The 19979-nt window shown below is 64.3% G+C and carries 19 protein-coding genes; 10 read left to right on the top strand and 9 right to left on the bottom strand.

Translation table 11 applies throughout. The annotated features are described in order from the left end of the window. Positions 1 to 58: 58 nt before the first annotated feature. Both BMF35_RS04845 and BMF35_RS04840 read left to right on the top strand, forming a co-directional pair. Entirely contained in the window at positions 59 to 214 is a 156-nt protein-coding gene (locus tag BMF35_RS04845) for a DUF1674 domain-containing protein (RefSeq protein WP_064971416.1), read from the top strand. A 14-nt stretch (positions 215 to 228) separates the two neighbouring features. After that, positions 229 to 1161 (top strand): hypothetical protein, encoded by a 933-nt coding sequence (locus BMF35_RS04840; RefSeq protein WP_047007140.1) that lies wholly within the window; start codon positions 229 to 231, stop codon positions 1159 to 1161. A gap of 6 nt (positions 1162 to 1167) precedes the next feature. Here the strand turns inward: BMF35_RS04840 and hemH are convergent, their stop codons facing one another. The 3 genes from hemH to BMF35_RS04825 form a co-directional block, all read right to left on the bottom strand. After that, entirely contained in the window at positions 1168 to 2190 is a 1023-nt protein-coding gene (hemH, locus tag BMF35_RS04835; protein WP_047007139.1) for a ferrochelatase, read from the bottom strand. A gap of 78 nt (positions 2191 to 2268) precedes the next feature. Then, positions 2269 to 4542: a molybdopterin cofactor-binding domain-containing protein gene (locus tag BMF35_RS04830; RefSeq protein ID WP_047007138.1), complete on the bottom strand. Its 2274-nt coding sequence runs from the start codon at positions 4540 to 4542 to the stop codon at positions 2269 to 2271. 3 nt (positions 4543 to 4545) lie between these two features. After that, a complete protein-coding gene (locus BMF35_RS04825) occupies positions 4546 to 5514 on the bottom strand; it encodes an Mrp/NBP35 family ATP-binding protein (RefSeq protein WP_052766069.1) in 969 nt (322 codons plus the stop codon). A 94-nt stretch (positions 5515 to 5608) separates the two neighbouring features. Between BMF35_RS04825 and hflK the strand changes: the two genes are divergently transcribed. From hflK to BMF35_RS04810, 3 genes are all read left to right on the top strand, one after another. Beyond that, complete coding sequence (hflK, locus tag BMF35_RS04820; protein WP_236781561.1) at positions 5609 to 6796, top strand: protease modulator HflK; 1188 nt, start codon at positions 5609 to 5611, stop codon at positions 6794 to 6796. Between the two features lies 1 nt (position 6797). Beyond that, positions 6798 to 7637, top strand: a complete 840-nt coding sequence (gene hflC, locus BMF35_RS04815; protein ID WP_236781560.1) for a protease modulator HflC — start codon at positions 6798 to 6800, stop codon at positions 7635 to 7637. A 163-nt stretch (positions 7638 to 7800) separates the two neighbouring features. Beyond that, positions 7801 to 9324: a Do family serine endopeptidase gene (locus tag BMF35_RS04810; protein ID WP_047007629.1), complete on the top strand. Its 1524-nt coding sequence runs from the start codon at positions 7801 to 7803 to the stop codon at positions 9322 to 9324. A gap of 74 nt (positions 9325 to 9398) precedes the next feature. On the opposite strand, the gene BMF35_RS04805 is transcribed toward BMF35_RS04810, so the two are convergent. From BMF35_RS04805 to BMF35_RS04790, 4 genes are all read right to left on the bottom strand, one after another. Next, entirely contained in the window at positions 9399 to 11588 is a 2190-nt protein-coding gene (locus BMF35_RS04805) for a transglycosylase domain-containing protein (protein WP_047007136.1), read from the bottom strand. Positions 11589 to 11775: 187 nt separating this feature from the next. Beyond that, positions 11776 to 12180, bottom strand: a complete 405-nt coding sequence (gene msrB / locus BMF35_RS04800; RefSeq protein WP_047007135.1) for a peptide-methionine (R)-S-oxide reductase MsrB — start codon at positions 12178 to 12180, stop codon at positions 11776 to 11778. Positions 12181 to 12555: 375 nt separating this feature from the next. Continuing rightward, a complete protein-coding gene (locus BMF35_RS04795) occupies positions 12556 to 13227 on the bottom strand; it encodes a glutathione S-transferase family protein (RefSeq protein ID WP_047007134.1) in 672 nt (223 codons plus the stop codon). Between the two features lie 78 nt (positions 13228 to 13305). Next, positions 13306 to 13677: a hypothetical protein gene (locus tag BMF35_RS04790; protein ID WP_047007133.1), complete on the bottom strand. Its 372-nt coding sequence runs from the start codon at positions 13675 to 13677 to the stop codon at positions 13306 to 13308. 110 nt (positions 13678 to 13787) lie between these two features. Here BMF35_RS04790 and BMF35_RS04785 point away from each other — a divergent pair, with 110 nt between their 5' ends. The 5 genes from BMF35_RS04785 (at position 13788) to BMF35_RS04765 (ending at position 18169) form a co-directional block, all read left to right on the top strand. Beyond that, the gene (locus BMF35_RS04785; RefSeq protein ID WP_047007132.1) at positions 13788 to 15218 is read left to right on the top strand and encodes an NAD-dependent succinate-semialdehyde dehydrogenase; all 1431 of its coding nucleotides are present in this window, start codon (positions 13788 to 13790) and stop codon (positions 15216 to 15218) included. 13 nt (positions 15219 to 15231) lie between these two features. Further along, a complete protein-coding gene (locus BMF35_RS04780) occupies positions 15232 to 16338 on the top strand; it encodes an S-(hydroxymethyl)glutathione dehydrogenase/class III alcohol dehydrogenase (protein ID WP_047007131.1) in 1107 nt (368 codons plus the stop codon). Between the two features lie 12 nt (positions 16339 to 16350). Then, complete coding sequence (locus tag BMF35_RS04775; protein ID WP_047007130.1) at positions 16351 to 16746, top strand: VOC family protein; 396 nt, start codon at positions 16351 to 16353, stop codon at positions 16744 to 16746. After that, a complete protein-coding gene (fghA, locus tag BMF35_RS04770; protein ID WP_047007129.1) occupies positions 16743 to 17582 on the top strand; it encodes an S-formylglutathione hydrolase in 840 nt (279 codons plus the stop codon). The genes BMF35_RS04775 and fghA overlap by 4 nt, the downstream gene beginning before the upstream one ends. Before the next feature lie 92 nt (positions 17583 to 17674). After that, complete coding sequence (locus tag BMF35_RS04765) at positions 17675 to 18169, top strand: VTT domain-containing protein (protein WP_047007128.1); 495 nt, start codon at positions 17675 to 17677, stop codon at positions 18167 to 18169. Here the strand turns inward: BMF35_RS04765 and metW are convergent, their stop codons facing one another. Together metW and metX are read right to left on the bottom strand one after the other, a co-directional pair. Beyond that, on the bottom strand, positions 18170 to 18775 hold the full coding sequence (metW, locus tag BMF35_RS04760; protein WP_047007127.1) for a methionine biosynthesis protein MetW: 606 nt from the start codon (positions 18773 to 18775) through the stop codon (positions 18170 to 18172). Next, positions 18772 to 19875: a homoserine O-acetyltransferase MetX gene (gene metX / locus BMF35_RS04755; protein ID WP_047007126.1), complete on the bottom strand. Its 1104-nt coding sequence runs from the start codon at positions 19873 to 19875 to the stop codon at positions 18772 to 18774. The genes metW and metX overlap by 4 nt, the downstream gene beginning before the upstream one ends. Between the last annotated feature and the right edge of the window lie 104 nt (positions 19876 to 19979).

The raw sequence follows: 19979 nt of genomic DNA, 5'->3' as shown, positions 1-19979 counted from the left end.
CGACCTGCCCCTAGGGCCAGTTGCGCCGCTGCGCCAGTGCTCCCATATCGAACGCGCTATGAAACGCGCGACCAAACGCCCCGAAGGCTTCACGAAGCCCGCCCACTGGACCAACGACCCGCCGCCCAAGCCGGAAGCGAATGAGGTGGACGAAGATCTCAGCCCCACCCGCTATGGCGACTGGGTGCACAAGGGGATCGCCATCGATTTCTGACCGTTGGAGACAGCATGAAAAGATCGCTGGTCGCATCGCTGTCCCTCCTCGCCGCGGCTGCCTGCACGCCGTCTCCGACCCCTGACAGCACGCAGCAAGCGTCCGCACGCCCTGCCGATCGCGCCAGCGTCGCGGGCGATTGGGATGTCGTCAGCTTCGATGGCTACACCGTGCCCTATCGCATGCGCGGCACAAATCGGGCGGCTTATGCGAATTTCCGCGAGCGCGAGGTGAGCCTGCACCTCGAATGCAACTGGTCCGGCGTGGTGGGCCGGATGCGAGGGGATCGCTTCGTCCCGGCCGATAGCGGGCCGCGTATCATGACGGTGGCCGGATGCGAAGCGCCCAAGCACGAGCGTGACGAGGCGTATTTCTCCTTTTTCGATGACGAGCCCACCGGGCAGCTTTTGCCCGACGGGAGGCTGCTTTTCGAAGCGGGCGGGATCGAACTCCTGCTCCAGCGACCGGAAGACAGGCATTTGGATTTCGTGCCATATCTGGCTGATCTGCAAGGCGAGTGGCGGATGGAGACGCTCACCATGTACCAGCCCGAAGGCGGGATGAGCAGCATGGGGCTGATGGAAGTGCCCGGACGCATCGTGTTCGATGGAAACCGGGCGGGCTATTCGCGCTGCCCCGCCTACGACATCACATTCGATTACACGCCCGATGGCACGATCGCGAATACCGGCGGCGTGTCCCTGCCGGAGGAGCCGACTGCATGCGAGGGACTGGCCGAGCGATCCTATGGCAATATGTCGCCAGAACGCTGGGACGTCCTGACCCTGTTGCATGAGAACCCGCAGGCGGAGCATTTGGCGAATGGCGATATTCTGCTGTTCAACGAGAGGTTTGGCCTTTTGCTGACGCGCCAGCCCTGCGTCATGCTCAACCAGTCGGACGATCACTCGCGCACTTGGGAAGAGAACTGCGCTTCGCCGCGCTAGAGGCAGTCAGATCCAGCCGCCCAGTTCGCGGCGGATGATGGCTTCAAGCATGTCCATACCGGCATCGCCTGCATTGAGGCAGGAGAGCGCGGCGAAGCGCTCACCACCTGCCTCTTCGAATTGCTCTTTCCCTCGGATCGCCAGCTCCTCCAGCGTTTCGAGGCAGTCGGCGGAGAAGCCGGGCGCGGCAATGGCGAGGCGCTTTGTGCCGGCGGCGGCTTCGGCCTCCAGCGTGGTGTCGGTCGCGGGCTCCAGCCATTTGGCGGGTCCGAAGCGGCTCTGGAAGGTGGTCACCATGCGCAAATCCGGGCGGTCCATCGCAGCTTCCAGCAAGCGCGCGGTCTTGCGGCAGTGGCAGTGATAGGGATCGCCCAATTCCAGCGTGCGCTGCGGCATGCCGTGGAAGCTGAGGAGGAGCACTTCGGGCGTAAAATCGAGCGCATCGAGTTGCCGCCCGATGTCGGTTGCCAGAGCGCCTATATAGGCCGGATCGTCGTGATATGGCGGCAGCGTCCGCAGCGCCGATTGCCAGCGCCGACCGCGCAGCCAGTCGGCGGCCTTGTCCACCACGGTAGCCGTGGTCGCGGCGGAGTATTGCGGATAGAGCGGGGCGAGCAGGATGCGGTCGCAACCGGCATTCATCAGCTTTTCGAGCTGGTCCGGGATTGACGGATTGCCATAGCGCATGGCCCATTCGACATGGGCTGCCTCGCCGAGCCGCTGCCCCAGCTTCTCAGCCTGCTGTGCGGTGATGGCGGCAAGCGGGGAACCTTCATCGGTCCACACCTCGCGATAGGCGGCAGCGCTTTTTTTGGGCCGCGTATTGAGGATGATGCCGCGCAGGATCGGCTGCCATGCGATGGGCGGGATTTCGATCACGCGGCGGTCGGAGAGGAATTCTTTCAAATAGCGCCGCACCGGCCCGGTCTCCGGCGCATCGGGCGTGCCGAGATTGACGACCAGCACCCCGACCTTGCCGCTGCGCACAGGTGGGTGATCGGCGGGCAATTTCTGGTCCTGCCATGTCATGCTCGGTCTCCTTCGGCAGCGCGCCTAGCGAGTGGCTGCGCGCGGCTCAATACGCGCCAAGGTCGGGTGGGACGGCGATTATACAAGCGCGCTGAGCAATGGCAGGCGGCGAAGACGCAGGCCGGTGGCGCTGAAAAATGCATTGGCGATGGCCGGCGCGACGGCGGGCACGCCGATCTCGCCCGGATCGAAGGGCGGCGCATCGCTTTCGACCAGCTCCACCTCGACCTGCGGACAATCGGCAAGCGTAGGGATGGCCAGCGCCGCCAGCCGCTCATGCGTCGGGCGACCATTGGCATATTCGGTAGAGCAGCCGAGCGCCATGCCCAGGCCGAACACGATACCGCCCTCGAGCTGTTGCAGGGCGATGTCGCGGTTGACCACTCGGCCGATATTGGCGGCGGCGAAAATCCGGCGGATGCGCACGCCGCCCTCGCCCGCGCTGGCTTCCGCCACCACGGCAATGCGACCGGCAGCGTCTCCGAAATCCATGCGATGGCAGGCGATCCCCTGTCCGCTCCCCGCAATGCCGCCATCCCAACTGGCGAGCCGTGCCGCGCGTTGCAGGCAATCGGCGAGCAAAGCATCCTGCCCCAGCATCGCGATGCGATAGCTCATGGGTTCACGCTCATGCCGGGCGGCCAGCTCGTCGATAAAGCTCTCGCGCATGAAACACGTATAGCCATCCGCCCCGCCGCGCATCGGCGCGGTCGGAAGCAGGATGGTAACGGGTGCGTGCTCCACCGAGACATTCGCGATAGTATAAGGCGGGGCGAGACCTTCGACCGCAAACACGCCTTCCTCGCCCTCCAGCTCGTCAATGGCGCGCCAGCTGACTTCGTTATCGAACAGGCGGCGGCCGAATTCGCGCATGGTTGGCGGGGACGCGAGACGGGCGCGCAGCGTGCGGATATTGCCGCTATCGTCGGTCTCGGCAGCCATCAGGCCGGCAGCTGGCGGACGCGGATAGCTGGCGGCGTGCTCGTCCCAGCGCGACCATGTCACCTGCACAGGTCGCGCCACCTCGCGGGCGATAAGCGCGGCTTCGATGGCGATCTGGTTGTCCAGCCGCCGGTCGAAGCTGCCGCCCGCCGCGACAGGGTAGAGGATGACATCGGACGCGGAGAGGCCGATCGCCTTGGCAGCCGCCTGCCGCGCCGCCTCTGGCGCCTGGGTCGCCAGCCACAATTCCAGCGTGCCAACGGCAAGGCGCGCCGTGGCCGTGGTGGTTTCCATCGTCGCATGGAGGCCCGGTGCGATATCGTAGCGCAGCGCGAAATCGTGGGCATAGTCCTCCGCCCCGTCGCCGCGCTTCTCGACGATGCGGGCCGGGCCATTGCGCAGCGCATCGTCCAGCGCCTCTACGATCTGGGCGCTTTGCACCGGGCGTTCCGTCGCGAAACGCGGAGCGATCTCTTGCAGCGCCTGCTCGGCGGCCCACCAGTTCTCGGCAATGGCGGCGAGCCACCTCTTGCCGCGCACCAGCTGGACGAGGCCACGCTGGCCCGCGGCACGGCCGGCATCGAAATCGGCAAGCTCGCTTTCATCGTGCGGGCCGTGGCGCACGCTGGCAAACACCATGCCGGGCAGGCGGACATCGCCTGCGAAGACATGCCCGCCATCGACCTTGCTCGGCAAATCCAAGCGTGGCCATTGCAGCGGCACTTCACGCTCCGCCATGCCTTCGAGCGGCCCGGCCTCGGCGGGCGCTTCGCTTTGCAGCGGCGGCGGGTCGGGCGGGCTGAACTCGCCTGCTTCCACCGCCAGTTCTGCGAAGCTCGCCGCATTCTCATTGTGATAGATCACGCCATTTTCCGCGCGGCATTCCTCCCACGGAACATCCCAGCGTTCTGCGGCGGCCTGCGCCAGCATGGACCGGGCCGCAGCGCCCGCCTCTCGGCAGGATTGCTCGTAAGCGGCGAGCGTGGTGCCCTTGGCGGTCACAGTGAAACGATTGTCGCGCGCCCAGCTTTGCAGCGCCCAGTCGTCCGCCTGATCGGCCAAGGAGGGGACTGCAGGACGCCAGAGCGGCGCCCAATGCGCGGCGAGCGGGATGTTGGCGTAAGCGCTGCTGACAGGTGCTGGCTCGACTGCCACCTGCCGCCAATCCGCGCCCACTTCCATGGCGACGATCTGCGGCAGAAGGGTGGTGACGCCTTGCCCCATTTCCAGCTGCGGCACGGCGACGGTCACGACGCCGTCGCTCGCAATCTTGAGCCACGCATCCACCGCAGTCTCGCCCTCGCCCGGCTCAAGCGGACTGGCGAAATCGCGGGGCAGGAAGGCCCACGCGACCAGCACGCCGCCGCCCACCGCCGCACCTGCCAGCAATCCGCGCCGCGATACCTGCATCGCCTAGCTCTTGCCCGCTTTCACGAAGGCGCTCACTTGCGCGGCGAGGGCCACAAAATGCTGGCCATGCTCGCTGTCGCCCGCGCCCGGCGGGTCGCCCGCATCGCTGGCTGCGCGAATTTCCATCGCCAGTGGCACCTGGCCGAGAAACGGGAGGTCCAGTTCCTCCGCCGCCTTGCGAGCGCCGCCCTGCCCGAAGGGATCGCTCGCCTCGCCGCAATGCGGGCAGAGATAGCCTGCCATATTCTCGACCAGCCCGACGATCGGCACCTTGGCCTGCCGGAACAGGTCGATCGCGCGCGTCGCATCGATCAGCGCCAGGTCCTGCGGGGTCGAAACGACGACCGCGCCGGAGGGCTTGTTGTTCTTGAGCATGGAAAGCTGCACGTCGCCCGTGCCCGGCGGCAGATCCACCAGCAGCAGGTCGGTGTCGCCCCAGTCGCCATCGACCAGCTGCGACAGCGCATTGCCGACCATCGGACCGCGCCATGCAATCGCCCTGCCCGGTTCGACCAGCTGACCCATGGACAGCACTTTCACACCATGCGGGCTATCGGTCGCCACCAGCTTCTGCCCCTCGGCGCGCGGGCGTTCGCCCTGCACATCGAGCAGGGTGGGCTGCGACGGGCCGTAGATATCGGCATCGACGACGCCCACCTTGTGACCCAGCTTTGCCAGCGCCACGGCCAGATTGGCGGTCAGCGTGCTTTTGCCCACCCCGCCCTTGCCAGAACCGACGACGATGATCGGGCGCGATGGCTTGTCGGCCATCAGCGCCACGCGCACTTCCTCGACGCCCTCGACAGCGCCGACGTCCTGCTCCAGCTCGCGCTGCAGCTGCGCGGCGGCGGAACGGCCCATGCCGCCCGCATCGGCAATGATGGTCGCCACGCCGCCGTCGAATTTCACGGACCGGACGAGGTCCGACAATTCTGCGGGTATGGCCTGCCTGATGGCTGTTTCGTCGCTCATGGCGGGCAGGGTTAGCGCGGCGCGGGCCAAGCGTCAGCAATATTGGCCATTAGACCCCCTGTTTTTTGTCGCAGCGCTACCTATACAAGATGGCATGAGAACATTTGGCGGGTTTTTCGAACGCTTCGGGCTGGCCATGGCCGGCAAACGCAATCCTTGGGGCAAGCCATCCGGCGGTGGATCGGGCGATGATGGCGCCGATGGTGGAGACGGTGACGGCTCCTCCGGCGGGCCGCGCAATCCTTGGTTGCCCGGCGGCGGCAAGGGCGCAGGCAAAGGTCGCCGGTCCGCCAATATCGAAGACATCTTCAAGAACCGCGGCCCCGAAGGCCCGCGCCGCACGGGCGGCGGCGGTTCGGGTGGTCCCAATTTCCGCATCCCGCAGCGCCCCGGCGGCGGCAGCTGGTTCCCGGTCGTGATGGTCGCGATTGCGGGGATCTGGATCCTCGTCACCTCGATCCATTTCATCCAGCCGCGCGAGCAGGCCGTGGTCACGTGGCTGGGCGGTGAATATTCGCGCACGCTCGATCCGGGTACGGAATGGACGGCCCCTTGGCCGATCCAGACCGTGGACATCGAGAATGTGAGCGAGATCCGCCGCGAAACGATCGGCGATGGCAGTGAAAACCTGATCCTGACCAGCGACCAGAGCCTGGTCGACCTGTCCTATGTCGTGCGCTGGAACATCAAGGATCTGGTGCAATTCAAATACGAACTCGCCGACCCTACCGAAACGGTGCAGGAAGTGGCGGAGTCCGCCATGCGCGCCGCCGTCGCGGAAACCGAACTGGATGCCGTGCTGTCGGGTTCAGGGCGAGAGCAGGTGCAGGCACGCGTTCGCAGCCGGATGCAGACGATCCTCGATGCCTATGAAGCCGGGATCAACATTCAGGGTGTCGAAATCGCCCGGACCGAGGCTCCCGAGCAGGTTATCGAGGCTTTCAACGACGTGCTCGCCGCCCGGCAGGACCGGGAGCGCAGCCTGAACGAAGCGCGCCGTTACGAGCAGCAATTGCTGGCCTCGGCGCAGGGCGGCGCGGCCGAATTCAACGAAATTTACGAGCAATATCGCCTCGCGCCCGAAGTGACGCGCCAGCGCCTCTACTACGAGACGATGGAGCGCGTGCTCGCCAATACGGATATGACGGTGGTGGAACCCGATGGGGTCACCCCGTATCTCCCGCTGCCCGAAGTGCAGCGCCGGACGCGCAGCAACACTACGCAAGGACCGACCATGACGGTAACGCCCAATGAAGGCCGCCAGCAGCAGGGAGGGCAGTAAGATGTGGCAACGCTATAAAACACTGTTCATCGCGCTGATCGTCGGCGCCGTGCTGTTGCTGATGTCGGCGCGTATCGTGCCCGAAACCCATCAGGCCGTAGTGATCCGGACGGGTGAACCTGTCTACACCATCAACCAGTTCGATCCGGCGGAAGCTTATGGCGAGACCGGAGCTGGCCTGCGCTTCGTTATCCCCTTCATCGACCGCGTGCAGATGGTCGACCGCCGCATTCTCGATCTCGACATGGAAGGCGAGACCGTGCTCTCGCGCGACCAGCAGCGCCTGGAGGTGAATGCCTATGCGCGCTATCGCATTTTCGATCCCGTGCTCTTCGTACAGCGCGCCGGCAGCGAGGCGCAGCTGCAAAACCAATTGCAGCCCATCCTGACCTCCGAACTGCGGCAGGAACTGGGTCGGCGCACCTTCGCCAGCCTGCTGACGCCGGAGCGTGGCAACGCCATGATACGGATCCGCGATACGCTGGATGAGGAAGCGCGCACCTATGGCGCGCAGGTGCTGGATGTTCGCATCAAACGGGCCGATCTGCCCGAAGGCACGCCGCTGGCCGCGGCATTCAACCGCATGCGTTCCGACCGCGAGGAAGAGGCAGCCACGATCCGTGCAGGCGGGTTCCGCGACGCACAGATCATCCGCGCCGAAGCCTCTGCCGAAGCGGCACGCATCTTTGCAGAAGCCTTCAACCAGGATCCGGCGTTTTACGATTTCTTCCGCGCCATGCAGTCTTACGAACAGACATTCGTGAACGGCGAAGCCGAAAGTTCCATTATCATGAGCCCGGACAACGAATATCTGCGCCAGTTCCAGCGCGGTGGCCGCTGATTGGGCCGGCGCGCACAGCCCGCGACTACATCTGTCGTTAAAGGCGCATTCAGACGCGCTGGGCTGGGATTATCGACTTCGGGACGGAACCATACCGGGCCGCCAAGCGAATAGCTTTGGCAAGCGCCTGCAAGACACAAAGGACCAAGAGGACGTGAAGCCTGTGCGTTATTCCTACGGTATCACCACTGCCCTGCTCGTAGGCGGGGCCGCCATCACCATGTTGACCGGCTATCCTGCGGGGGCGCAAGTTGCGCAAAACGATCGCATCACGATGGAAGGCGCCGTGCCCGTGGCGGGTGCGCCCGGCAGCTTTGCCGACCTGACCGAGATCCTGCAGCCCGCCGTGGTCAATATCTCCACCCGGCAGACGGTGACAATCCCGCAGGCGCAGAACCCGATGGAGCAGTTCTTCAACCGTCGCCGTGGCGGTGGCAACGGCCCGACCACGCGCGAGGCGACCTCGCTCGGCTCGGGCTTTATCGTGTCGGCGGACGGCTATATCGTCACCAACAATCACGTGGTGGCCCCCGGCCAGCGCGCACAGTTGGAAGAGGTCACCGTTACCTTGCCCGATGGCCGCGAATACGAGGCGGAACTGGTCGGCACGGACCCGTCTTCCGACCTCGCCGTGCTGAAAATCGAGCGCAGCGAGCCGTTTCCCTTCGTGCGCTTCGGTGATTCCAACCAGGCGCGCGTGGGTGACTGGGTGATTGCCATCGGCAACCCCTTCGGCCTTGGCGGCACTGTGACGAGCGGTATCGTTTCCGCCGTGCAGCGTTCGACCGGATCGGGCCGCGCGTTCGACCGGTACATCCAGACCGATGCCAGCATCAATCGCGGCAATTCGGGCGGCCCGCTCTTCGACATGCAGGGCAATGTGATCGGCATCAACAATGCCATCCTCTCACCCTCGGGCGGTAGCGTGGGCATCGGCCTCGCCATTCCGGCGGAGGATGCAGAGCCTATCGTGATGGCGCTGATCAATGGCGAGGAAATCCTGCGCGGCTATCTGGGCGTGCAGATCCAGCCGGTGGACGAGGATATTGCCGAGGCGCTGGGCATCGAAGACGGCGTCGGCGAACTCATCCAGGGCGTTCAGCCGGGCGAAGCGGCAGAAGAGGCCGGTCTGCGCGCCGGCGATGTCGTGATCGCGGTCAATAATGAGGATGTCACCACCGACAATTCCCTCTCCCGCATCGTCGCCTATATCGAACCCGGCACGCGCGTGCCTGTGCGCTACATCCGCGATGGCGAGACGCGTACTGTCACGCTGACTGTGGGTCGTCGCCCCAGCGATGACGAGCTGCGCCAGCAGCAAATGTTCCAGGGCGATGACGAGGACACGCCGCCCCCGATGGAGGACGATCGCAACAGCCAGATGCTGGAAGACGTTCTCGGCATCCAGGCCATCGAGATCACGCCGCGCATCGCACGCCAGCTGGGCGTTTCGGACAGTACCACGGGCCTCGCCATCCTCGCGGTCAATCCGAACTCGGATGCGGCGCGGCGCGGTCTGTCCCGCGGCGTGATGATCCTTGCCGCCAATGGCCGCGACATTTCCAGCATCGCGGATCTGGAAGCGATTATCGGCGAAGCGCAGGACCGGGGCCGCGAAGCCGTGCTGCTGCGCGTGCGCGCCCGTGGCGGCGCGACGCAATCGATCCCGGTTCGCTTCATGGATTGAAGCAAGCCTGGCCAATAAAAAGAGCCGCTCCGGTCTTGCCGGGGCGGCTCTTTTTCTGTGCGCAATGCCCGCAATCAGATGCGGCGTTCGTTGATCGCCTTGCGTTCCGGCTTTCGTTGCCGCTCGCGATCGTCCGGCATGTCGCGGCCGGTGGCCCGCTCGAGAAAATCGTCGCTGGCGGCAGGAGGTGCATCCCGCGTGGTCGAGCGGCGCGGGGTTGCCTGCGGCTGCGGCTGCGTTTGCGGCGGCCTGTCCATCCCGCGCGGGTCCAGCGGATCGCGCACCACGTTCTCGCCTTCGCCTTCTACATCGAAGCCGGGCTGCGAATTCTCCCCGCCATCGCGGCGCGGTTCGACCAGATTGCCCTGCTCGTCGATATAGAAATAATAATCGTCATCCTCGCCGAAATAGAACTCGTCATCGGGCTCCAACTGCCATTCGGGCAATTGCAGGTCGGTGTCGAACTCTTCCACGGGGCGCTCTCGCACGGCGTAGCGCATATAGGCGGAAAAGGCGCGCGCAGGCGCGGTGCCGCCTTGCAGCGCGCCGACGCGGCCATTGTCGTCGCGGCCCATCCACACGCCGGTGGTGATGCCGCTGGAAAAGCCGACGAAATAGCCATCTCGGTTGGAGTTGGTGGTGCCGGTCTTGCCCGCGACCGGTCGCCCTATCTGCGCCGCGCGGCCCGTGCCGGTGGCGACGGCGGATTGCAGCAAGTCGGTTATGCCTGCGGCGACGTAATCGGGCACAAGCTGGTAGCTGCGCGGTTCACGGCGGCGGTAGATCTCTTCCCCGCCCGGCGTGGTGACGCGCAGGATGCCGTAAGGCTCGACCGATTGCCCGCCCGCCGATACCGCAGCGAAAGCGCGGGTCATGTCGAGCAGGCGCACCTCGCTCGTGCCCAGAACCATGGCGGGGTAGGTGGAAATAGGCGTGGTGATGCCGAAGCGCCGCGCCATGCTGGCGACGTTGGAGAAGCCGACCTCGTTGCCCAGCTGCGCCGCGACCGAATTCTTCGAATAGGCAAAGGCACTGCGCAAATCCATCTCGCCGGCATAGCGCCCGCCCGAATTGCGCGGCGTCCAGTCATTAATGGTGACAGGCACATCCTGCACGCGGTCGTCCGGCGTATAGCCCGCCTCCAGCGCGGCGAGGAAGACGAACAGTTTCCATGCCGAACCGGGCTGTCGCAGCGCGTCGGTGGCGCGGTTGTAATTGGATGTCACGTAATCCGTGCCGCCGACCAGCGCCAAGATCGCACCGTCGCGGTCGACGCTGACCAGCGCCCCCTGCGCGCCGTCGGGCGCGTTTGACTGTACCGCCGTGGTCGCCGCGCGCTGCATGCCCACATCCAGCGTGGTCCACACCTCGATCGGCTCAAACGTTTCATTGGGCAGCAGCAGGTCGAGCTGCGGCAGCGCCCAGTCGGTGAAATAGCGGATCGAGTTCTGCCCGACCTCCTGCCGCAGATTGACCGCGCTTACATCCACTTCGCGCGCCACGGCAGGATCGAGGTCGCCATAGCGCACCATCTGCCCGATCACGACATTGGCGCGGCTGACGGCGTTCTCGACGCTTGCAGTCGGCGCATAACGGCTGGGCGCTTTCACCAGACCCGCAATGATCGCCGCTTCCTCCAGCGTCAGCTCGCGCGCCGAATGGCTGAAGAATTTGCGGCTCGCTGAATCGATGCCGTAGGAACCGCCGCCAAAATAGACTTTGTTGAGATACAGTTCGAGGATCTGGTCCTTGGAAAAGCGCCATTCCAGCGCCAGCGCCAGCACCGCCTCGCGTAATTTGCGGTCCAGCGTACGGTTGGAATTGAGGAAGACGTTGCGCGCCAGCTGCTGGGTGATGGTGGACGTGCCGCCGATGCGATCATCCCCCGTGATCCCTTCCACGATGGCGCCTGTCAGGCGCACCGGATCGACGCCCCAATGCGAATAGAAACGATGATCCTCGACCGAGATCATCGCGTTTTTCATCACATCGGGAATCTCGTCGGAATCGAGCCATTCGCCATAACTCGGCCCCAGCTCCACGATTTCGGACCCGTCGCGCGCGCGCACGAGGATCGTCTGGCCGTGCTGGCTCTGCCGCAGGGAGGCGTAGGATGGCAGACTGCGCGAGGCGAAATAGACCGCCGTCGCCAGGCCGATTGCAGCCAGTATGGCGACCACCGTGCCGGTGATCGCGAGCCGTTTGGTCCATTTCCAAAGACCGGCCTTCCAGCCGCCTGCCGCCCTCTTGCGGTCGCTCGCCATGGATGCCGCCTTGCGCGAACGGTAACCACGCGTGGTGGAGCCGTTGCTCCTACGTCTCGCCATGTTGCGTCACATTCCTGCCCATGGGTGGGTCTCTACCCCGCCTGCCTAGCGTCGCGGCACGCCATGCATAGGGTATTCGTAATCCAGCGTGAACACACCGCCGCGGCGTTGACCCCGACTTTCGTCAGGCGCCTTCTTCCGGCTTGAAATCGAGCGCAGCGGAATTGATGCAATAGCGCAGGCCTTCCGCCCCCGGACCATCGGGGAAGACATGCCCCAAATGCCCCGAACAATTGGAGCAGACGACTTCGGTGCGGACCATGCCGTGCGACATGTCGCGGTTCATCTCGACGGCATCCTGGCTGACAGGCGCGGTAAAGCTGGGCCATCCCGAGCCGCTGTCGTATTTGTCGTCGCTCTCGAATACAGGCTGCCCGCATCCGGCACATGCATATTCGCCCGGCGCCTTGTTCTTCTCATACTTGCCGGTGAACGCCCGCTCCGTCCCCGCCTCGCGCAGCACATGATATTGCTCGGGCGTCAACTTCTCGCGCCACTCGGCGTCGGTGAGGGTTTTTGTCTCGGTCATGGGATGTCTCCTTGCTCGGAGATATGGGGTGCGGAAACGGGCAAAGCAATGTGGTGGGCCTCGGACCAAGAGGCCGCGCTATCTTCTGTCTACGAAGCTGCATCCGCAGCTTCGTCCTCGCTAGATGCACTCCGCTACGCTGCGTGCCCGCGTAGTTTATCCTGAGCGGCTGGCTTGCCAGCCAGCCGAAGGAGGCGGGCGTTCGCCCTAGCCGATCCTGGCGAAACGGACCTCCATACCACGGTAGCCAGCTTTCGCTGGTTCCGATGCGGCCAGCATCGGACAGAGGGCGACCGCCCGACCGTAGGTGCCGCGTAGCGTGGCGGAGCGAATAGCACCGAGGACGCTCGCACGGATGTGCGAGCGAAAAGACAGCTAGGCATTCACATCCGCATAATGGCGCGGGGCGGGCAGGCCTTCCATCTTCTGCTTCAGCAGCGGCGCGAAGCTGGGGCGGCTCTTGATGACGCGGTACCAGCCATGCGCCTGGCGGTGATCGGCCCAGTCGATTCCGCCAAGGTAATCGATCACCGACAGCTGCGCAGCCGCCGCGAAATCGGCGAGGCTCAACTGCGCGCCTGCCAGCCAGCGGCGCGTGTCGATCAGCCAGTCGATATAATCGAGATGCTCGTGCGTCAGTCGCATGGTCGATCGCAGCACTTGGCTGTCGGGCGACTGGCGCAGCACCAGCCGCTTCTTCATTTTCTCGTGCAGCAGCGGCGCGGTGACATCGGCATACAGCACATCGTCGAACAGGGCGACCAACCGCCGCACCTCGGCCCGCGCGGCCGCGCTGCCGGGAATGAGCGGGCTCTTGCTTTCCGTCTCTTCGAAATATTCGCAAATCGCCTGGCTGTCGGCCAGCTTTATGCCCCGCTCCGGGTGATGCAACGCCGGCGTCTTGAGTGCCGGGTTCAGCTGCTCATAGCCCTCGGGCGCATCCCACGGATAGACCAGCTGCAGCGAGAAGGGCACTTTCTTCTCGCTCAGCGCGAGCTGCACCTTCCGGCTGAACGGACACAGGGGAAAATGATAGAGCTGCCACATGCTTGGGCAAATCCCATGCCGCAAGCAGCTTGCCGCGTCCAGCGCCAGGATATTGGCTCTGACGGATGGCGAACGGCTTTAGCCCTGCTGCACTAGCAAGCGCAGGCAGACCGGCATGATATCGTCCAGCGTATCCTCGTCCCAGATAGCTTGCGCCTCGGCACTCAATAGCGCCTCGATCTGCGTGCGGTCCAGATCGGCCTCGTCCATCACCCGTGCCGCAGAACGGACGAAGAACTCGCGGCCCGATCCGCCCATATCCGGATATTGCGCGCCCGTTTCATTGCCCGAGGCCTGGGCAGCAGCGACCATCGAAAACGCCGCCGAGCAGCGCAGCAACATGCGGTGTTCCAGGCTCAGTTCCGGCTGGCCGGCCTCCTGCGCAAAAGCCGCGGCGGGCGCGGCAGGCAAGGATACGGCAAGGGCGAGAGGCAATACGGCACGAATCATGGTGACATGCGTAATAGCAAGGCCATGAACGGCAGGTTCACGAACCTTGCCGCCGCGTTGCAAAAGCCTATGCAGCACGCACGACACTCGCCGATCCAAGGACGTCCGATATGACCGATTACCCCGCTCTCCACATGCTTATCGCAGGCGAAAAGGTGACAGGAGGCGGGCGCGATACCGAAGAGGTCATCAATCCGGCGACGGAAGAGGTGCTGGGCACGCTGCCCCATGCGACCTCCGACGATCTCGACCGCGCGCTGGACGCGGCGCAGAGCGGCTTCAGGGAATGGCGCAGCACCTCTGCCGACAAGCGGGCCACCATACTTACCAACGCCGCCAACCTCATCCGCGAGCGCAAGGAGGATATTGCCGGCTGGCTAACCCGCGAGCAGGGCAAGCCGCTGGGCGACGGTCGCGGCGAGGCGATGTATTCGGCCAACCTGCTGGAATTCTATGCACAGGAAGCCAAGCGCACTTACGGCCGCACATTGGTGCGCGGCGAAGGCAGCCGGGTGGAGGTGCAATACCATCCCGTCGGCCCCGTCGCCGGGTTCGCGCCATGGAATTTCCCCGCCATCAATGTGATGCGCAAGATCGGCGGCGCGCTGGCGGCCGGCTGCTCCGTCATCGTGAAACCCAGCGAGGAAACGCCTGCCGCCGGTATCGCGCTGGTGCAGGCGCTGCTGGATGCAGGGGTGCCGGGCGGCGCGGTGCAATGCGTGTTCGGCGTACCCAGCAACGTAAGCGAGCATTTGCTGGCCAGCCCCATCATCCGCAAGCTGACTTTCACCGGCTCGACGCCCGTCGGCAAGCACCTCGCCAAGCTGGCGGCGGACGATCTGAAGATCACGACGATGGAGCTGGGCGGTCACGGACCGGTGCTGGTGTTCGACGATTGCGACGTCGACAAGGCCGTGAAGACGATGGCCGGCAACAAGTACCGCAATGCAGGCCAGGTCTGTGTCAGCCCCATCCGTTTCCTGATCGAGGAGAGCATTTTCGAGCAATTCCGCGACAGCTTCGTCGAGCGCGCGGAAAAGGTGCGCGTCGGCAATGGCCTGGAAGATGGCACCGATATGGGGCCGATGGCCAATGCCCGGGGCCGCGAGAACATCCAGAAGCTGATCGCCAATGCAAAGGAGGCGGGCGCAAACCTGCTGACGGGCGGCGAAGTCATCGGTAATCAGGGATTCTTCCACCAGCCCACCGTGCTCTCCGAAGTGCCCACCAGCGCCGACATCATGAATAACGAGCCTTTCGGCCCCGTCGCCATACTAAATCCCATGTCCGGCGAGGATGCGATGATCGAGGAAGCCAACCGCCTTCCCTATGGTCTCGCCGCCTATGCCTGGACGGACGACGCCGCGCGTCGCCGCCGCCTAGCCGCCGAAGTGGAAGCAGGCATGCTCGCCATCAATGGCGGCAGCGTTTCTACCGTGGACGCGCCCTTCGGCGGCGTGAAATGGTCCGGCTATGGCAGCGAGGATGGCCGCGAGGGCGTGATGGCCTGCATGGTGCCCAAGACCATCCACGAAAGCTGAGCGAGGCAGACCCATGAAAACTAGAGCCGCCGTTGCATTCGCGCCCAAGCAGCCGCTGGAGATCGTCGAACTCGATCTGGAAGGTCCGAAGGCTGGCGAAGTGCTGGTCGAGATCATGGCGACGGGCATCTGCCACACCGATGCCTACACGCTGGATGGCTTGGACAGCGAAGGCCTGTTCCCCAGCGTTCTCGGCCATGAAGGTGCAGGTGTGGTGCGCGAAGTGGGCGCGGGCGTCACTTCGGTGAAGCCCGGCGACCATGTCATCCCGCTCTACACGCCCGAATGCCGCCAGTGCAAAATGTGCCTCTCGGGCAAGACCAATTTGTGCAGCGCGATCCGCGAGACGCAAGGCAAGGGACTGATGCCCGACGGCACCAGCCGCTTCAGCTATAAGGGCGAGACGATCTACCACTATATGGGTTGCTCGACCTTTTCGAACTTCACCGTCCTGCCCGAAATCGCCGTCGCCAAGATCCGGACCGACGCGCCCTTCGACACCTCCTGCTATATCGGCTGCGGGGTGACGACAGGCGTGGGCGCGGTGACCAATACCGCCAAGGTGCAGCCGGGCGACAATGTCGTGGTGTTCGGCCTTGGCGGGATCGGCCTCAACGTGATCCAGGGCGCGAAGATGGCGGGTGCCGACAGGATTGTCGGGGTCGATATCAACAATACCAAGCGCGAATGGGGCGAGAAATTCGGCATGACCGATTTCGTCAACCCGCGCGAAACTGCCGATGTGGTGGGTCATCTGGTCGAAATGCTGGATGGCGGGGCCGACTTCAGCTTCGATTGCACCGGTAACACCGATGTGATGCGCGATGCGCTGGAATGTTGCCACAAGGGCTGGGGCACTTCGATCATCATCGGCGTGGCCGAAGCAGGCAAAGAAATCGCCACACGCCCTTTCCAGCTGGTGACGGGACGCAACTGGCGCGGCACAGCCTTCGGCGGGGCGAAGGGTCGCACAGACGTGCCCAAGATCGTCGATTGGTACATGAACGGCAAGATCGCAATCGATCCGATGATCACGCACCGCCTGACGCTGGACGAGATCAATACCGGCTTCGACCTCATGCATGCGGGTGAGAGCATCCGCAGCGTCGTCATCTTTTAAGGAGAAAATCGCATGTTCAGCCACGTGATGATCGGCACCAACGATCTCGACAAAGCGGTCGAATTCTATACCAAGGTGCTTGGCGTTCTGGGCGCGAAAGAGCCGCGCATCAACGCTGCGCCGAGCGGCCACAAACGTGCGTTCTTCATGCATGATGGCAGCGTATTCTCGGTGAGCCAGCCGATCGACGACAAGCCCGCGACCGTGGCAAACGGCTCGACGATCGGATTTCGCTGCGACAGCCCCGAGCAGGTGCAGGAAATGCATGATGTCGCGGTGGCGGCGGGAGCCACCAGCATCGAGGCGCCGCCCGGCCTGCGTCAGGCGGCCATGGGCGCGATGTATCTTGCCTATTTCCGCGATCTCGACGGCCACAAGATCTGCGCCATCCACCGGGTGAAAGCATGAGCGTCGAAAAGCTCTCCAGCTCGCTCTGCCATGGCGGAGACCAGCAGGTCTGGCGGCATGACAGCCGTGCCACCGGCACGAAAATGACCTTCGCCGCCTATATCCCGGAGCATGAGGAAGGGGCCAAACTGCCCGTGCTGTGGTTTCTCGCCGGGCTCACTTGCACGCATGAAAATGCGATGGTGAAGTGCGAGTACAAAAAGGCTGCGAACGAACATGGCGTAATCGTGATTTGCCCTGACACCTCTCCGCGAGGAGAAGGTGTGGCCGATCATGAGGATTATGACTTCGGCCAGGGCGCGGGCTTCTATGTCGACGCGACGCAGCAGCCATGGCAGCCGCATTTCCGGATGCGATCCTATATCGAGGACGAATTGCCGGAAGTGGTCGCCGCCGCCCTGCCCGTCGACATGGATCGGCAGGCGATTACCGGCCACTCGATGGGCGGGCATGGCGCGCTAACGATCGGCCTTCGCAATCCGGGCCGTTTCCGTTCTACCAGCGCCTTCGCCCCAATCATTAGCCCGCTCAATTGTCCGTGGGGCGAGAAAGCGCTCACCGGCTATCTCGGCGATGACCGGCAGGACTGGCGCGAATATGACAGCGTGGCGCTGATCGAAGACGGGGCGCGGCTGCAAAACGTGCTGGTCGACCAGGGTAGCGCCGATGAATGGCTGGAGGGCCAGTTGAAGACGCATCTGCTGCAAGATGCTGTCCGCGATGCCGGCCTCGATTGGGACATCAGGATGCAGGATGGCTACGACCATTCCTACTTCTTCGTCTCCACCTTCGTGGCAGAGCATATCGCCTGGCATGCGCGGCATCTGAAAGTCTGAATTTGCGCTCGTCAGGCGGTGCGTGAAAGACACAGGCTGCAGGCGGATCGTGTAACCCGGGAACGGGTCAGGGCGAATTCCGTCATGTAATTATGGAAAGCCTTTCCGCCTCGATCCTGCCGCTGGCCCTGTTAAAGGGCTTGGCGATGATGCCGGGCGGCATGATTGCGGTCGCAGCGATCATCGCGGCGGCAACGGCGTCGCTGGTGGCTTTCTCCGTTCCCGGCGCGGTCACGCCGATGAGTTTTCTTAGCGGATTGATGCTGGGCATTGGCGGCATACTGGCCGTGGCGCTCGGCGTGCTGGTGGGCAGCCACCTGCTTTTCCTCGTGACACGCCGCTGGCTTGGGCCACGCATGAATGGGCGTTTCGGACCGCGACTGGAAGCTGCGCGAGCCCATCTTTCCCGTCGTGGCCCTGCGTATGTCGTCGGCGCGCGCCTTGGCGGCGTGCCGCACCTGCTCGTGACAGCAGCGTGCGCGGCGACCCCGATCACCGCGCGGCAATTCCTCGCCGCGAGCCTGTTGGGCATGCTGCCCGCTATTTCGCTCGCAGCCGTAGCTGGCAGCGGCGTCGCCGCCATCTAATCAGCGCCTGAGCTGGAACACCGCATGTTCCGCGCGCCAGTTTGCGCGGCGACCGCCGATCTCGCGGCCATTGGCGAAGAACCAGCAATTCTCCACCCCCACATCCTTCGCGCGCAGGAACTCGCGGAAGTCATCGACGGTGAGATGGTGGATATTGGGCGTTTCGTACCAGCTTACCGGCAAGTGGCGCGTTACCGGCATGCGGCCATTCACCATCAGCGATGCGCGCATGCGCCAATAGGCGAAATTGGGAAAGCTGACGAAGGCCCGCTCGCCGATCCGCAATAGCTGATCGAGAAGCCATTCGGGCCGCTGTGCGGTCTGCAGGGTCTGGCTGAGGATGGCGACATCGAAAGCCGCATCGGGATAGTCCGCCAAGTCGCGGTCGGCATCGCCCTGCACTACGGAAAGCCCGCGCGATACGGCCTTGGCAACGGCCTCCGCATCGATTTCCATGCCGCGCGCATCGCAATCCTTTTCGGACTGCAGCACCGCCATCAGATCACCTTCGCCGCAGCCCACGTCCAGCACCCGCGCGCCGCGGGGTACATGGTCGGCGATCTTGGCGAGATCCGGGCGGCGGGAAAGGGCTGGTGAGCCGTTCATCCGATAAAGCCCTCCACCACGCGGTCCAGCGCGGGCACATCCAGCAGGAAGCTGTCATGCCCGTAAGGCGCGCTGAGCTCCACGAAACTGACGGGCGCAGCGACGGCGTTGAGCGCATGCACGATCTCACGCATGTCGGCCGTGGTGTAGAGCCAGTCCGTATCGAAGCTGACGAGGCAGAAGCGCGTGTCGCCCGCGCCGGCAAAAGCATCGGCCAGCAATCCGCCCGCTTCCTCGGCAAGGTCGAAATAGTCCATGGCGCGCGTGATGTAGAGATAGCTGTTGGCATCGAAGCGATCGGTAAAGCTCAGCCCCTGGTAACGCAGGTAGCTTTCAACCTGGAAATCGGCATCGAAGCCGAAGCTCTTGGCGTCGCGATCCTGCAAGCGACGACCGAATTTCTCGGTGAGTCCCGCTTCGGAAAGATAGGTGATGTGCGCTGCCATGCGCGCCACCGCCAAGCCCTTGTCCGGCGCAGCGCCGTTGTAATAATCGCCGCCATTCCAGGCCGGGTCCGCCATGATCGCCTGCCGCCCGACTTCGTGGAACGCGATGTTCTGTGCAGAATGGCGCGCCGTGGTGGCGATGGCGAGCACGCGCGCGGTCCGCTCCGGCCAGTTGGCCGCGAAGGATAGCGCCTGCATCCCGCCCATCGATCCGCCGACAACGGCGTGCAGCTGCTGGATCCCCAGCGCATCGAGCAAGGCGACCTGCGCGCGCACCATGTCGCGTATGGTGATCACGGGAAATTGCATGGCGAAAGGCGCGCCGTCCTCGCCCGCGCTGGCAGGGCCCGTGGACCCCATGCAGCTGCCGATGACATTGGCGCAGATCACGTGATATCGGTTTGTATCGATGGGCCTCCCAGGCCCGACCATGCGCTCCCACCAGCCGGGCTTGCCGGTCTGCGGATGGGTGCCGGCCACGAACTGGTCGCCCGTCAGCGCGTGGAAGATAAGGATTGCATTGGACCGGTCTTCGGCCAGTTCGCCATAGGTTTCGTAAGCCACTTCCACGCCCGCAAGCGTGCGCCCGCTATCGAGCGGCAGCGTGTGGTCCAGCACGATGGTGCGGAAAGGTGCGTCTGTCCGGTCTGCCATGGAAAATCCCGTTGCGCTGGCTTGTCGGAGGCAAAGCGTGCTGTCAATCGCCGCAAAGCGCGCTAAATGCCGAACGCATAGTGACCGACAAGACATCTCCTGAT

It is taken from the genome of Aurantiacibacter gangjinensis (assembly GCF_001886695.1).
Lineage (GTDB): Bacteria > Pseudomonadota > Alphaproteobacteria > Sphingomonadales > Sphingomonadaceae > Alteraurantiacibacter > Alteraurantiacibacter gangjinensis.
Note: the sequence above shows the minus strand (reverse complement) of the source record. Positions and strands in the feature narration are given on the sequence as shown.